A 14,803-nucleotide genomic window follows, 5' to 3' on the forward strand; every position below is an offset into this window, starting at 1 on the left:
TTATCCCGCCTTGGCAATCGCATCGAAGGCCAGCAGCTTTTCGAGAAGCCGCGGCATATCCCGCAGATAGACCATGTTGGGACCATCCGAAGGCGCATTGTCAGGATCTTCGTGGGTTTCCACGAATACGCCAGCGACGCCGACGGCGACCGCCGCACGCGCGAGCGTCTCCACGAACTCGCGCTGCCCTCCGCTCGAACCGCCCTGCCCGCCCGGCTGCTGGACCGAATGCGTGGCGTCGAAGACCACGGGGGCGCCCATCGCCACCATGATAGGCAGCGATCGCATGTCGGAGACCAGCGTATTGTAGCCGAAGGAAGCACCGCGTTCGCAAAGCAAGATGTTCGGATTTCCGCTCGAATTCAGCTTGTTGAGGACGTTCTTCATGTCCCAGGGCGCGAGGAACTGCCCCTTCTTGACGTTGATGACGCGGCCGGTCTTGGCGGCGGCAACGAGCAGGTCGGTCTGACGGCTGAGGAAAGCTGGGATCTGCAGGATGTCGACGATGGTGGCCACCTCGGCACACTGCTCTTCGGTATGAATGTCGGTCAGGACAGGAAAGCCGTATTCCTTCTTGAGATCGGTGAACACTTCAAGCGCCGTTTCGAGGCCGATACCGCGCTGCGCTGACAGCGACGTCCGGTTCGCCTTGTCAAAGGAGGACTTGTAGACGAGGCCGAGACCAAGCTTGTCGCAGAGTTCCTTCAGCACACCGGCGACCATGAAGGCATGCTCGCGGCTCTCCATCTGACAAGGCCCGGCAATCAGCGACAGCTTGCCGGAATTCGAAAAGGTGACGCGGCCGGCGCCTTCGCCGACCACGACTTCGGAATTTGTCTGGCTCATCGTTTCTCCTCGAAGGCGAAGAGAGCGCCCTGTCCGGGCGCGGCCTTCACCAGAATTCGATTGTTCTTGCGCGTATAGGTCATCCCGTTAGCAGCCAATTGCGCTTCTGTCACGGCGAGATCGCCGACTTTGAAAACGATGGCAACACCACGCAGACCGCGATCGTCGGAAGGCGCAGGGATGTCGAAGTAGGCGTCCAGTCCATCCGGGGAGAGAACACTCACTCTGGCATTCGGAGTTGTCACACTCACACCGAAGGCCTCATTGGTCGTTCCCAAGCTGTGGGCGGCGGCGCGCAGGAATGGTCCAAACGCCTTGGGGTCGGGTGCCCCAAGCACGATCTCTGCGATCCCAACCACCCCATTTGGATGCACTTGCAGGGCTTTCCGGTCGGCTGGCAGCGGGTTGACACGTTGGCATGTGAAGAAAAAGAAATCGGGAGCGCGCAGGTCAACTGCAAAGGCGAGCTTGAATGCGGCCGTCACCTCCGAGCCATCGGGCATCTTCATCGGCCGCTCGAACTGCAGCATCTCGCCGCCATTGATCTTTTCGGACAGAAATCGGGCATGGTCGCGATCGGCATCCGCCGTCGCAAAGACCACGGCAGACAGGCCATCGTCTCCACATCGGAATCGAAAGGCACGGTCCCGCGCGGTGAAGACATTGCCTTTCTGCGCCGAAGCTTCATGCAGTTCGGCATTAGCGACCCCGAGAGGCTCCAGATAAGTTTCGTCGGCGAAGAATATGCAGGCATTCTCGGTCCCAAACGGGTGCCGGGCGTCGGGCGCGACGGTGAATCCCAGCTTTCCGAGACGCTCGCGTGAGAGCCTGATATTTGGAACCGGCAGCACGATGTGGTCCAGCGGATGTGCTTCGCTCATGGCAACTTCTCCGGAATTTGCGAAGATGTGCGCCGGGCAACAGGACAATGCAACCCCCTTCTACGCTTTCGGTCAAATGAGACGCAAAAACTCACCAAGTTGCAGGCAAGTTTTACGAAAATTTAGGTACTTGCGGAACACATATGGAACATATAGTGTCTGTTCTGGCTTTGTTTCACGACTCTGGGGTTCAACTTCGATGCTGACGCGCAAGCAACAGGAGCTTCTTCTCTTCATTCACGAGCGAATGAAGGAGTCCGGTGTCCCCCCTTCTTTTGATGAAATGAAGGATGCCTTGGACCTCGCGTCGAAGTCAGGCATCCACCGCCTGATTACCGCGCTGGAGGAACGGGGCTTCATTCGCCGACTGCCGAATCGAGCCCGCGCTCTGGAAGTCATCAAACTGCCCGAGGCATATAACCCGAGCCTGCAGCCCCGCCGCGGTTTTTCGCCGAGCGTTATCGAAGGCAGCCTCGGCAAACCACAGCCAGTTGTGGCGCCGAAGCCAGCGCCGCAGGGTGACAACGGCGGTTCTGCCTCTGTACCGGTCATGGGACGGATTGCTGCCGGCGTACCGATTTCGGCAATTCAGAACAATACCCATGACATCACGATTCCGGCGGACATGCTTGGCCCAGGCGAGCACTATGCGCTTGAGGTCAAGGGCGACTCGATGATCGAGGCCGGCATCTTTGATGGCGACACGGTAATCATCCGCAACGGCAGCACCGCCAATGCCGGCGACATCGTTGTTGCGCTTGTCGATGATGAGGAAGCGACGCTCAAGCGCTTCCGCCGGAAAGGCGCCTCCATTGCACTTGAGGCGGCGAACCCGGCTTACGAGACGCGCATTTTCGGGCCTGACCGTGTCAAGGTCCAGGGCAAGCTTGTCGGCCTCATTCGCCGCTATCATTGAAGGCAAGCGGCTCGCCGTCAAAGGTGCCGCTTCGCCAATTATACGCCCGATGGCGGATCCAAGGGCGGTCGAGCCTCGTATAGTCCGTCGTGACGACCGGGCTACCTTGATCGTCGATCCTTACCTCAGCGGCACCAAAGCGACGCAAGGTTTCGCCGGTGAACAAAAGTGCGCCTGACCGGCACCCCGTCGTGCGGAGGCGAGCGGGTGTCACGACGATATCGGCCGTATCGCCGGCAGCGCCGAAGTAAGCGGGATTTTCGACGATCGTCACGACGTAGCCGCTATCGTGCGTGGCTGTGCACCAGGCGCCTTTCAGGCATACAAATCGGTTCTCAGTGCTCGTCGCAGCCTGACGTAACGCATCGCGGGCATTGCGCAATTCCACGGCAGATAACCTTTCCGATCTGCCTTGACTGTCCCGCCGCCTGATAGCGTTGACACCCTCCAACAATTGCGGTGGTTGATCTAGCTCCGCGGCGCCATTGGTCGAAAATGAAGTCAGGCGGATGCGGCCGGTTCGGTGCAAGGACTTGTCCTCTCACAATCGCGACGAGATTGCCGTCTTCAGCAATGACGATGTCGGGCGGCGGTTCGCTCGGCGCAGCCGCAACAAGCACTGTTGCCAGCGCCGCAATACCCGCGCCGAGGTAGCGGATCTTGGTGCGCAGAAGGGCAAGTAAGAGGAACCCTGCAACCGCCACAGGAAATTACCAACCCGGCAATCTGCCGATATCGATATTGCCGCCCCAGGCCGAGACCATCTGGGCAATGGCGATCACGATGTCGAGCCCGAAACCGGCAATTTTCCACGGAATGACGTCGAGGCCAAACGGTGTCAGCAGCATAGCGAACATGCCCATCGGCATCACCACGAAAGAGATCACCGGCATGGCCATGAGATTTGCCGGCAGACCATAAGCGCTGAGCCGGTGGAAGTGCTCGACGGCGAAAAGCGCGGTCGAGTAGCCGCCGATCATCGAGGTCAGCAGGATGCCACCAAAGAAGCGTATGATGAAAACGACGGGCTTTACTGCGGCGACCTGCAGCAAGGGATGTTCGCGCGGCGGCCTTCTTGACCAGATCGCGTAACCCGGGACGAGGGCAAGCGTCTCCGCAAACGACATCTGGAAGCTCGGGCCCCGGGCCTCGGATGGTGACAGGAGTAGGATCACCCACGCGGACAAGGCAATGTCGCGCAAGCTTATCGACGGGCGATCGAAGAACACCGCGGCGAGCATGATCGCCATCATGATGAATGCACGCTCCGCCGATACCGCGAAGCCCGAGATCATGTAGTAGGTCGTCAGCGCCACGAGCGCTCCGGCAGCGGCAATCTTCTTGGTCGGGTATGCCTGCACGATGGAAACAGGCTCAGCAACTGGCGCAGGCCGACGAAGAAGATGCCGGCAGACAGCGCCATGTTGAGGCCGGAGATTGCCACGATATGAAGCCAGCCCCGCCTGCCGCAGAGCCTCGGTCGATTCCTGCGAGATCGCACGTCGCTCATCGGTGACAAGAGAAGCGGCGAAGGCGCCGGTGTCGCCCTGCAGGATTTCGCGGATACGGTCCCCTATTCCGCTTCGAAGCACGTCCAACCAGTTCACAGCGCTGTCCCAAACGGACCCCTGATCGGTGGTTACAGGCGATGAAGCGCTTGGCGCGCCATAGAAGAAGCCATTCGCGCCGATGCCATCGAAATAGGCGCTGAAGGCAAAATCATTGAGCCGGGCAGTGCTGGCCCAGCCGGCGGCGTCAATCGCGCCCGGCCCGTCACCCACTCACCGATGGCGAAAGGTTCCGCCTGCCCTCGCGCGACCATGGAAACGCGCTCAGGTGGCCGCTTTATCTCGGGCGATTGCGTCGATGAGACGGAGACGATGTAACGCCACCGGCCACGGCCATCTCCTTCCCGGCGCTCGACACGGCCGATGATCGTCGTCGTCACCGCTGTCCAATATGATGGTCGCCTTGCTCCACGTCTCGAACTGGGCCGCGAACATCCCCGTTACGCAGAGCAACCCCGCCAATGCGAGATTTCGAATGAGCCTGCGCCCCGGGCCCGCCATCAGCGCGACAACGGCGAATGCCGCGAACCACGCCACCATCCGGAGCTCGGCCGGGGCACTTCCAAGCACGAACCAGAGGATCGCGCCCGCCCCAGCGAAGACGGGCGAAACCAGGAAGAACCCCCATGCTCTATCTCCGTTGCCACGGCGAGCCGAAGCCACAATGTACAACGATCCGACGCAGTCCTTATCCGTGTCGGCCACGGCACGAAGGATTGCGTCCGGAAAGTTAGCGGTGGTTCCGCAGGAACTCGTGGCACGAGGAAAGAAGGCTGTGCCGCGCGCCCAAACGCGTCCGCGCCGGGTGTGGCTTTCCTCACCTCCAATGGCCTCAACCCCGGCATGCATTGCGCCCAAAAACAGCCGCCCCTACAACCAGAATGAAAGCTCACGGGCTTCCAAGCAAGAATAATCGATTGAAAATCTGAAGGAAAATCGGAAGCCGGAAAAGCTAAGGATAATCATCAGCTTCTGCTATGCGCAGGGGTCATCGCAGAAGTGCCCAAAAGTTGATACTGCGATGCACAAAATGGCGTCACGGTAACTTGGCATTAGGCGCGCGATCATATAGCAATCATCGACGACGCTTAACCCTATGGCGCTTTTATGGCGCCAACCGCCAGTTTGGAGGATCATAATGACGGAACAAAGCGCAACACTGAAAATCGGTGACAAATCAGTCGATCTCGCCGTCAAGAGCGGCACGATCGGTCCTGACGTCATCGATATCGGCGCCCTGTACAAGAACACGGCCTCCTTCACGTACGATCCTGGTTTCACCTCGACCGCGTCCTGTGAATCGAAAATCACCTATATCGACGGTGACGCCGGCGTACTGCTGCATCGCGGCTATCCGATCGAGCAGCTCGCCGAGCACGGCGACTTCCTCGAAGTCTGCTATCTGCTTCTCTACGGAGAACTGCCGACCGCAGCCCAGAAGAAGGACTTCGACTATCGCGTGACGCATCACACGATGGTGCATGAGCAGATGAGCCGGTTCTTCACGGGCTTCCGCCGCGATGCACATCCGATGGCTGTCATGTGCGGTTGCGTCGGCGCGCTGTCGGCGTTCTACCACGACTCCACCGACATCACCGATCCGCATCAGCGCATGGTCGCAAGCCTGCGTATGATCGCCAAGATGCCAACGCTGGCCGCCATGGCCTACAAGTATCACATCGGCCAGCCCTTCGTTTACCCGAAGAACGATCTCGACTACGCGTCGAACTTCCTGCGCATGTGCTTTGCAGTTCCTTGCGAGGAATATGTGGTCAATCCGGTTCTGGCCCGCGCCATGGACCGCATCTTCATCCTGCACGCCGACCACGAGCAGAACGCGTCGACCTCGACCGTCCGCCTCGCCGGCTCGTCGGGTGCAAACCCGTTTGCCTGCATCGCAGCCGGCATTGCATGCCTCTGGGGCCCGGCACATGGCGGCGCCAACGAAGCAGCGCTGAACATGCTGACTGAGATCGGCACTGTTGACCGCATTCCGGAATACATCGCCCGCGCCAAGGACAAGAACGATCCGTTCCGCCTGATGGGCTTCGGTCACCGCGTCTACAAGAACTACGATCCGCGCGCCAAGATCATGCAGAAGACGACGCATGAGGTTCTCGGCGAACTCGGCGTCAAGGACGATCCGTTGCTCGAAGTTGCGATGGAACTCGAGCGCATCGCCCTGACCGATGAATACTTCATCGAGAAGAAGCTCTATCCGAACATCGACTTCTACTCCGGCATCACGCTGAAGGCCCTGGGCTTCCCCACGACCATGTTCACCGTGCTGTTTGCCCTGGCCCGTACGGTCGGCTGGATTGCCCAGTGGAACGAGATGATCGAAGATCCAGAGCAGCGTATCGGTCGCCCGCGCCAGCTTTATGTCGGCGAACCGGAGCGCGACTACGTGCCGGTTTCCAAACGCTAATCGGCGATCACAGACAGCAAAAAGCCCGGTCAGAAACGACCGGGCTTTTTCTTTTGGAGAACGTCGAGAACAATCTCTGCCGCATGTTCTCCCGGCGGCTTCTCGGTCTGCATTCTCTGCCAGAGAACGTCGAAGCCCTGCATCATTGCCTGCCGTGGCAGGGTATCCGCTGAAAGCTTCTCCATCCAGCGAGCGAAGCTGCCGCCTCGGACCACGTCGTTGATATACTCGGGCACAACAGCGTAATCGGCGATCAAGTTCGGAAGCGCAGCACTCCACGTTTTGATCTTGCTGGTCATGAGCCTGATGATCCAGTCCGTCTTGTACGCCGAAACACAGGGAACGCCCGTCAAAGCCAGCTCAAGCACGACAGTGCCGGAGGCAGCCATGGCGGCATCGGCCTCCGTGAATGCTCGCCACTTCGCCTCGGCTCCCGTCACGATCTCCGGCTTGGCCGTCCAATCCTTGACGAGCTCACGGATCATGGCTTCACGGCGTGGCATCGTCGGCAAGATGAAACGCATCTCGCCGTTGCGCGCTACCAACTCGCTAATGGCATCGCCAAAGTGTGGCAGCAGCTTGGCGATCTCCGACGAGCGCGAACCCGGGAGAAGCATGACTGTCTTGCGGTCGGCCTGGTTTCGCGGCTTCGTCTGCGCGCGCTGGCGTCGTGCATCCAACAGGTTGGGATCGGCTGTCAAGCGGTGGCCGACATAAGTTGTCGGCGGCCCGCCCAGCTTGCGCATCACGTCCGGTTCGAATGGCAACACAGCGAGCACATGGTCGACATAGGCGAGCATGCGCTGCGCCCGGTATTCCTTCCACGCCCATACGCTGGGGCAAACGTAGTTGACGACAGGCAAGCTGGGCAGCGCCGTGCGAACACGCTTTGCGACTCTGTGCGTGAAGTCGGGACTGTCGACGATAATAAGCACATCAGGCTTTGCGGCGATGATGGCCGACGCCGTCTCACCGATACGCCGAACGAGCCGCGGCAGCTTCGAAAGCACCTGGGTGATGCCCATGACCTGAAGGTCGGCGAAATCGAAAAGCGAGCGCAGACCCTGCGCCTCCAGCCCCTCGCCGCCAACGCCGATGAGTTCCACGTCGCCAGGAAACTTTCGTTTCAGAGCGGCGATCAGGTCGGCACCCAGGAGGTCGCCCGAAACCTCTCCAACAACAATGGCAACTCTCAGTGAAGCTTCGCTCACGCCAGCCCCCAGGATGACAATCCCCTATCCAGTCCGCATACAAAGATACCGGCTTCATCGGCAGCCTTGATGACGGCGTCGCGCTCCAGGATGAGCGAGCGGCCTGCCTCCACAGCCACTCCGGCAAGTCCTGCTCTCTGCACGTTCTCGATCGTCGAAATGCCGATCGATGGCAGGTCCGCGCGGATATCCTGCTGCGGTTTGCACAGTTTCACCAGCACGCCGCGGCGGCGCTGAGAAATTCGCCCCGCCGACCGCAGCTCGGTGACACGCCCCAGCATGCTGTCCGTGCCTTCCACGCCTTCGAGCGCGACAATGCGACCACCGACCGACACCGACCCTTGGCCGACGTCCAGCCTGCCGAGCGCATCCGCTGCTTCTGCGGCTCGCGCGATGTCCTTCGCATCATCGGGGCTTGGTCGCACAGCGCCCAGCGGACCGACCGATGCCAGCAGATCCGGTGCGATCTCGTGCGCGCCGACGACCCGGCGCCCATTCTCTTCGATCAGCGTGATGACCATCCGCAACACGGTATCGTCGCCACCAGCGAGCAGCGTCCGGATTGTCGACGGTAATTTCACGAGGGTCCTCAGCGTCGGCCGCACTTCGCGCCATTCCGGACGCCGGCGTACACCACCTGACATCACGACGCGGTCGATGCCGTTGCCTTCGAATATCCGACTGAGAGCGGCAAAATCTCCGACCCCGATAACCGCATGGTCAAAGCCTTCCCAAGAGCGATCGGCCTCGTCCTTCAGAGCGATAATAAAGGGATTTTCACCTGCTTGCCGCGCCGCGGTGGCGACATAGGACGGCAGAAGCCCGCTACCTGCGATGATGGCCAAGCGGCCTTTTGCCATGTCACCCGCGAGAGCCAAGCATCACCCTTTCTGTCCCCTGGTCGGAGAGGAAAGAGCGCGATCGCTATCGGCTGCGATGAAGTTGAGGATCTGAAGGACCTGCTCGCAATCGGCGTATTCATCCCGGATCGCGGCGGCGTTGGCACGGATCGAACCGGCGCCTTCGAAGATCGCCTTGTAGGCGCGCCGCACGGCATGAATCGTCGCCCGGTCAACACCGGCGCGAGTCATGCCAACGACGTTCAGTCCACTCAGAAGGCCCGGATTGCCGTTCAGCATGCCATAGGGAATGACGTCATAGCTGACCGCAGAGAGACCGCCGACGAACGCCTGGCGACCGACACGCGTGAATTGGTGCACGGCACAGCCACCACCAAGAATGACACGGTCCTCAATCGTCACATGGCCGGCGAGCATCACGTTGTTGGACATGATGACGTTGTTTCCTACCCGGCAGTCATGGGCGATATGCGAATTCGCCAGGAAAAGGTTGTTGTCGCCGACAATCGTCTGGCCACCAAAATCGGCGGTACCCGTGTTCACCGTGACGCCCTCGCGGAACGTGCAGTTGTCGCCGACCGTCAAGGTCGTTTCTTCGCCGCCGTGATGGACGCTCTGCGGATCGCCGCCGATCACGGCCATCGGGAAAACGCGGCACCCCTTACCGAGCGTCGTCCTGCCGGATACGACCGAATGCGCCAGCAACTCCACGTTATCACCCAGCACGACCTTCGACCCGACATGGCAGAAAGGGCCGATCTTCACGTTCTCGCCAATCACGGCGCCATCTTCGACGACCGCCATGGCGTGAATGCTGGCGCTGGCTGCTATCGTGCTCATGCCTGATCCTTGCGAACGATCATCGCCCCGATGTCGGCTTCGGCGACGAGCGCTCCATCAACCTTAGCATCGCAATGGAACTTCCAGATATTACCGCGCTGTTTCTGTTTCTTCACGTGGTATTCGACGCGATCGCCGGGAACGACCGGCTTGCGGAAACGCGCGTTATCGATCGTCATGAAGTAGACGAGATTGCCGGTTTCGCCCTGCTTCTTGGCGCAGATCGCGCCGGCCGTCTGCGCCATCCCCTCGATGAGCAGAACTCCCGGCATAATTGGCGATTCCGGAAAGTGACCGGTGAAATGCGGTTCGTTTGCAGTCACGTTCTTGATACCGACCGCGGATTCGTCGCCATCGATCTCGATAATCCGGTCTACGAGCAAGAACGGATACCGGTGTGGCAGCAGCTTCATGATCTCGATGATATCTGCCGAAGAGAGCGAAGTCTTTGCTTCCTCAGTCATTCTTTTCTCCCGTTTTCTTGCCGCCGGTTGATCGCGCCAAAATCGCGGCCGTCTCCCGTAGAAAATCGTTGATGGGGCGGGCCGGCACACCGCCGTAGCGCTCACCAGCGGGGATGTCTCCGATCACGCCGCTCTTTGCAGCGATCTGCACCCCGTCGCCAATCTTGATATGTCCGTTCAGTCCTGCCTGACCGCCGATCTGCACGCCGTCGCCAAGCACCGTGCTGCCCGCAATGCCGACCTGCGAAACGATGGCACAGTGACGCCCGATGCGGACGTTGTGGCCGATCTGGACCTGATTGTCGATCTTCGTGCCCTCGCCGACGACCGTATCATCCATCGTACCACGATCAATCGTTGTATTCGCGCCAATCTCGACATGATCCTGGATGATCACCCGGCCGATCTGAACGATTTTGATCATCCCGCGTGGACCCGGAGCGTAGCCGAAACCATCCTGGCCGATCCGTGCACCATTGTGAATGATGACGCTGTTGCCAATGAGTGCGCAGAGCACGCTTGCGCCAGCCGCGATCGTACAATTGCGGCCGATCTTGACGTTGGGGCCAATGATAGCGCCGGCGCCAATATGTGTGCCCTCGCCGATTTCAGCGTGCGCACCGACCACCGCCATCGGCTCGATCGAAACCTTCCCTTCGAGACGGGCCGTAGGATCAACAACCGCGCGATCCGAAATACCAGGGGCTTCGGAAAAAAGGGCTTCTGGCCGCAGCGCCTTCGGGTAGAGGAATCCACCCGCCATCGCAAAGGCCGCATGGGCATTCTTCGAAATCAGAACAGGCAGATGATCCGGCACCAGCGAGCGCAGCCCCGCGCTGCAAAGCACTGCAGACGCTGCGCATGTCGCAAGCTCGTCCTTGCTCCGCTTCGAGATGATGTAACAGAGATCGCCCGCCTTCGCCCGACTTACGGGGGAAACGGAACGGATCACGACATCTGCATTTTTGGGGTCAGCAAGCTCTGCCCCAAGATACTGCGCCAACTCCGAGAGTTTCACGCCATCATGGGGCAGAAAAAAGCTATTATGCTCCATCGGCAAATCTCCAGAACGGAATTCGGTTTTACGGTTCCGGACTGCCGATATCAGAATTGGTTGTTTATGCCAAACTTGAAGTGCTGCGTCTTGTCGAAGTCTTCCTTGGCGACCGGAATAGCGTAGTCGACGCGCAGCGTACCGAATGGCGACGCCCACATAAGACCAACGCCGACGGACGCACGGAGTGACGCATCTTCGCCGTTCACAGTATCACCGAGCGGGTCGACATCATTGCCGAACAGCGTGCCAGCGTCGGCGAACAAGGCGCCACGCAGGCCAAAGTCGCGCGGAACCAACGGGAGCGGGAACGTCGCTTCAGCCGAGACCGTGAAATAGGTCGTACCGCCGAGCGGATCGTCGTTTGCCCCGGCAATGCGCGGGCCGATGCCCTTGTTTTCGAAGCCTCTGATATCGCCGTTGGTCAGCGTGAACTGGTCAAAGACGTTCAGGCTCTTGTCAAAGCCTACAACATAACCCGCCGAACCCGTAACCGAGCCGATAATGTCAGCATCATCGGCCAGCAGATGGAAATACCGCGCCTTGCCGTAGATCTTATAGAACTGCGAGTCACCGCCGATACCAGCAATTTCCTGCGTAACGCTTGCGTAGATGCCTTCGCGCGGCAGCGTCATGTCGTCAAGCGTGTTGTAGGTCAGCGTCTGCGAAACAGACGACTTTACCCATGGGCTATTCTCAACAAGGTTCTGATACGGCGCAGACAGATCGCTCAGCGAACCCGAGGGATCGTACTTCATCTGCTTGTAGTTGTAGCGGAACGTCGTCGCCAGATCTTCCGTGATCGGCGCCGTGGCACGAAGAACACCGCTGTTTTCTTCGTAGTCGTAGTTATCGTTGCTCGACGTCTCGCTGTGATTGAGGTCGAAACCGACAGCCAAACGGTAACCGAGGAAGTAAGGCTCAGTGAAGTTCAGGCCATAGGTACGAGAACCTTCCTGACCACCACCAGCGCTGATCTTGATATACTGACCGCGACCCAAGAAGTTCTTCTCCTCGACCGAGGCTTCAAGGAGCAGGCCGTCGCCGCCGGCCGCATAGCCCGCGCCGATACCGAACGAACCCGTCGACTGGTCCTGCACATCGACCACAACGACAACGCGGTCCGGAGAGCTGCCCGGCTGCGTCGAGATGTTGACCGACGAGAAGTAGCCGAGAGCTTCGAGACGGCGCTTTGCCCTCGTGATCATCTGCTGATTGAAGGCGTCCCCTTCGCTCATGTCGAACTCGCGACGAATGACAAAGTCGCGCGTGCGGCTGTTGCCGCGGATTTCGATACGCTCGACATAGGCGCGCTCGCCCTGGTCAACGAGGTATTCGACGCCGATCGTGTTGTTCGCCAGGTCACGATTGCCACGCGGCGTTACGCGCGCAAAAGGATATCCAGCGGAGGCGACCTGGTCAGAGATCGCTTCCATCGACTTCTGGACTTCCTTGGCGCTGTAGACCTGGCCCTCGCGAGTGCGGACGAGCCCCTGCAACTGCGTGGCATCAACTCCGGGAACCGTCGACTGCACGGTTACGGCGCCGAAATTGTAGCGCGGGCCTTCTTCGATATTGAAGGTCAACGTGTACTTGTTGGTCGCCTCGTCGAAGGTCGCGTCCGACGAGATGATACGGAAGTCGGCAAAGCCGCGATTGTAATAGAACTGACGCAGCGCCTCTTCGTCAGCGCGAAGCTTGTCTTCGCTGTAGACGTCCTTGCGGGTCAGGAACGACAGGAAGTTGGAGCGCTTCGTGTTGATGACCGAAGCGAGACGGCCGGAGCTATAGGCATTGTTGCCAACGAAATTGATGGCGCCGATCTTGGTGCGATCACCTTCGTCAATGACGAAAGCCAGATTGACGCGACCTTCGCCGAGCGGCACGACCTGCGTGGTCACCTGGACCTCGCTGCGACCGGTTGCCGCATACGCGTCCTTGATCGACTGAATGTCCGCCTGGATCTGCGCGTCGTTAAAAGGTCCGGCCGCGTGCGTCTTCACGATCGCAGCAAGCTTGTCGTCCTTGATCTTCCGGTTGCCGTTGAAGACGACCTGGTTGATGAGCTGCGCTTCCTGGACCGTCACGACCAGCGTGCCGCCGGAAACGGAAATCTTGACGTCGGAGAAATAGCCCGTGTCGTAAAGCTGCTTTACCGAGTCATCGATGTCGGTGTTGGAGAAGCTCTGGCCAGGCTGGATTGTGAGGTTCGAGCGAACGGCCTCAGCGCCGACACGGCTGGCGCCGCGCACATCGATGCGCTGAATCACTGCAGCTTCTGCCGTCGTAGCGGAGACGAAAACCGCTGCACCTGCTCCCGAAGCAACAATACCTGCAGACAGCGCAACCGCCGATACTGCGTTCAAAAATCTTGAACCAGCCTTCATTTCACCCATTACCTTTTTTCTCGTCCCCGGCCCCAGGCGTCCCCCGATTCCGGTCACGTGTGTCGTTTTACCCGCTTTTGTCTTACAAGCAAGGGAGCAAGTTAATTTCTGTTTACTTCATTTCAAAGCGTGACGCATTCGCCACTACAGCTTTGAAACATCGTAAATAAATGGTAATTTCCCTCGTCGAGCAATCAACCAATCAAAGCGCTTATATCGTTCCAGGTGGCAAAAACCATCAAGCTCAAAACCATCGCCAAGCCAATGCGAAACGCAATGTCCTGCGCAGACGAACCCAACGGTTTTCCCCTCACCGCTTCAATCGCATAGAACATCAAATGTCCGCCATCAAGTACCGGAACCGGCATCAAGTTCAGTAATCCGATGGAAACAGACAAGACAGCGGCAAGCTGAAGCAAAGCTGCAACGCCCAACGTCGCCATCTGACCGGAAGCCTGAGCCACGCGGATCGGTCCGCCAAGCTGGTCTGGCTTCATATAACCGGAGATCAGGTTACCAATATACTTGAAGGTGCCAGTTACGATGTGCCAGGTCTGGATCGCGCCTTCCTTGACCGCCTCCAGCGGCGAGTAGGTCTGTACCCGGAAGTGGCCGACCTCCTGGTTGGTGACGATGCCGATCAGGCCGATTTCGATCTTGTTGCCGAACTGGTCGGTCATATCGGTTCGCGCCGGCACCATCGGCACATCCAGCTTCTGGCCGTTGCGCTCGATCGTCACGACAATTTGCTGCTCGGGCCGAATGCTGACGTAGCGCCGGACGTCGTCAAAAGTCTCGACTCTCGTTCCATCGATGGCGATCAGAAGGTCGCCAGGCACGACGCCCGCTTCGGCTGCAACGCTGCCCGGCTTGACTTCCGCAACCACAGGATCAGCAACCGATCGACCGTAGATCGAGAAGAGAACCGCAAAAATCGCAATCGCCAGGATGAAATTCGCTATCGGGCCAGCAGCAACCGTTGCGGCACGCTTCCACAGCTTCGCGCCGGCGAAGGACCGCGCACGATCCTCTTCCGACATTGACGCGAGCTTGTCGTCATCGGGCCTGCTCGATACATCCTCGTCGCCGAAGAAGCGGACATAGCCGCCCAGCGGTATCAGTGAGAGCTTCCAGCGGGTTCCATGCTTGTCGGTGAAGCCGAGCAATTCCGGACCAAAGCCGATCGAGAACGCCAATATGCGGATGCCGCTCCATCGCCCCACCAGATAGTGGCCCATTTCATGCACGAAAACGAGCAATGACAGGACGAGGACAAAGGGCACGATATAGCCCGTCAGGAATGCCAATATACCGGTCAAGCCAAGCATCTGATTTTTCCGCCAGCCTT

The 14,803-nt window shown here is 59.4% G+C and carries 11 protein-coding genes and 1 pseudogene; 2 read left to right on the forward strand and 10 right to left on the reverse strand.

Translation table 11 applies throughout. The annotated features are described in order from the left end of the window. Complete coding sequence (gene kdsA / locus AC1DE4_RS20955) at window positions 1-846, reverse strand: 3-deoxy-8-phosphooctulonate synthase (protein ID WP_477882759.1); 846 nt, start codon at window positions 844-846, stop codon at window positions 1-3. Beyond that, entirely contained in the window at window positions 843-1,727 is an 885-nt protein-coding gene (locus AC1DE4_RS20960; protein WP_112666918.1) for a VOC family protein, read from the reverse strand. Before AC1DE4_RS20960 ends, kdsA begins: the two co-directional genes overlap by 4 nt. Before the next feature lie 199 nt (window positions 1,728-1,926). Here AC1DE4_RS20960 and lexA point away from each other — a divergent pair, with 199 nt between their 5' ends. Further along, the gene (gene lexA / locus AC1DE4_RS20965) at window positions 1,927-2,643 is read left to right on the forward strand and encodes a transcriptional repressor LexA (protein WP_477882762.1); all 717 of its coding nucleotides are present in this window, start codon (window positions 1,927-1,929) and stop codon (window positions 2,641-2,643) included. On the opposite strand, the pseudogene AC1DE4_RS20970 reads toward lexA, so the two are convergent. Beyond that, window positions 2,624-5,056 (reverse strand): annotated as a pseudogene (locus AC1DE4_RS20970) (ComEC/Rec2 family competence protein). The gene lexA and the pseudogene AC1DE4_RS20970 sit on opposite strands and share 20 nt — an antisense overlap. Window positions 5,057-5,349: 293 nt before the next feature. Here AC1DE4_RS20970 and gltA point away from each other — a divergent pair. Continuing rightward, window positions 5,350-6,639, forward strand: coding sequence for a citrate synthase (gene gltA, locus AC1DE4_RS20975; protein ID WP_018858813.1), 1,290 nt, complete (start codon window positions 5,350-5,352; stop codon window positions 6,637-6,639). A gap of 29 nt (window positions 6,640-6,668) precedes the next feature. Here gltA and lpxB read toward each other — a convergent pair whose 3' ends face one another. From lpxB to rseP, 7 genes are all read right to left on the reverse strand, one after another. Continuing rightward, window positions 6,669-7,850: a lipid-A-disaccharide synthase gene (gene lpxB, locus AC1DE4_RS20980; protein ID WP_477882764.1), complete on the reverse strand. Its 1,182-nt coding sequence runs from the start codon at window positions 7,848-7,850 to the stop codon at window positions 6,669-6,671. Further along, on the reverse strand, window positions 7,847-8,728 hold the full coding sequence (locus AC1DE4_RS20985) for an LpxI family protein (RefSeq protein WP_477882766.1): 882 nt from the start codon (window positions 8,726-8,728) through the stop codon (window positions 7,847-7,849). Before AC1DE4_RS20985 ends, lpxB begins: the two co-directional genes overlap by 4 nt. A gap of 3 nt (window positions 8,729-8,731) precedes the next feature. Then, the gene (gene lpxA, locus AC1DE4_RS20990; RefSeq protein WP_477882768.1) at window positions 8,732-9,550 is read right to left on the reverse strand and encodes an acyl-ACP--UDP-N-acetylglucosamine O-acyltransferase; all 819 of its coding nucleotides are present in this window, start codon (window positions 9,548-9,550) and stop codon (window positions 8,732-8,734) included. Further along, entirely contained in the window at window positions 9,547-10,014 is a 468-nt protein-coding gene (gene fabZ, locus AC1DE4_RS20995) for a 3-hydroxyacyl-ACP dehydratase FabZ (protein ID WP_018858817.1), read from the reverse strand. The genes lpxA and fabZ overlap by 4 nt, the downstream gene beginning before the upstream one ends. Beyond that, window positions 10,007-11,068: a UDP-3-O-(3-hydroxymyristoyl)glucosamine N-acyltransferase gene (lpxD, locus tag AC1DE4_RS21000; protein ID WP_477882770.1), complete on the reverse strand. Its 1,062-nt coding sequence runs from the start codon at window positions 11,066-11,068 to the stop codon at window positions 10,007-10,009. Before lpxD ends, fabZ begins: the two co-directional genes overlap by 8 nt. A gap of 50 nt (window positions 11,069-11,118) precedes the next feature. Then, window positions 11,119-13,455: an outer membrane protein assembly factor BamA gene (gene bamA, locus AC1DE4_RS21005; protein WP_025659035.1), complete on the reverse strand. Its 2,337-nt coding sequence runs from the start codon at window positions 13,453-13,455 to the stop codon at window positions 11,119-11,121. A gap of 194 nt (window positions 13,456-13,649) precedes the next feature. Continuing rightward, entirely contained in the window at window positions 13,650-14,783 is a 1,134-nt protein-coding gene (gene rseP, locus AC1DE4_RS21010) for an RIP metalloprotease RseP (RefSeq protein WP_025659036.1), read from the reverse strand. Window positions 14,784-14,803: the final 20 nt, after the last annotated feature.

The organism is Rhizobium sp. 10N414, from assembly GCF_056394785.1.

What these genes read in the sequence shown, in the direction of transcription:
- kdsA (WP_477882759.1), bottom strand. Translation starts at nt 846, where the DNA reads ATGAGCCAGACAAATTCCGAAGTCGTGGTCGGCGAAGGCGCCGGCCGC.
- AC1DE4_RS20960 (WP_112666918.1), bottom strand. Translation starts at nt 1,727, where the DNA reads ATGAGCGAAGCACATCCGCTGGACCACATCGTGCTGCCGGTTCCAAAT.
- lexA (WP_477882762.1), top strand. Translation starts at nt 1,927, where the DNA reads ATGCTGACGCGCAAGCAACAGGAGCTTCTTCTCTTCATTCACGAGCGA.
- gltA (WP_018858813.1), top strand. Translation starts at nt 5,350, where the DNA reads ATGACGGAACAAAGCGCAACACTGAAAATCGGTGACAAATCAGTCGAT.
- lpxA (WP_477882768.1), bottom strand. Translation starts at nt 9,550, where the DNA reads ATGAGCACGATAGCAGCCAGCGCCAGCATTCACGCCATGGCGGTCGTC.
- fabZ (WP_018858817.1), bottom strand. Translation starts at nt 10,014, where the DNA reads ATGACTGAGGAAGCAAAGACTTCGCTCTCTTCGGCAGATATCATCGAG.
- lpxD (WP_477882770.1), bottom strand. Translation starts at nt 11,068, where the DNA reads ATGGAGCATAATAGCTTTTTTCTGCCCCATGATGGCGTGAAACTCTCG.
- bamA (WP_025659035.1), bottom strand. Translation starts at nt 13,455, where the DNA reads ATGAAGGCTGGTTCAAGATTTTTGAACGCAGTATCGGCGGTTGCGCTG.
- rseP (WP_025659036.1), bottom strand. Translation starts at nt 14,783, where the DNA reads ATGCTTGGCTTGACCGGTATATTGGCATTCCTGACGGGCTATATCGTG.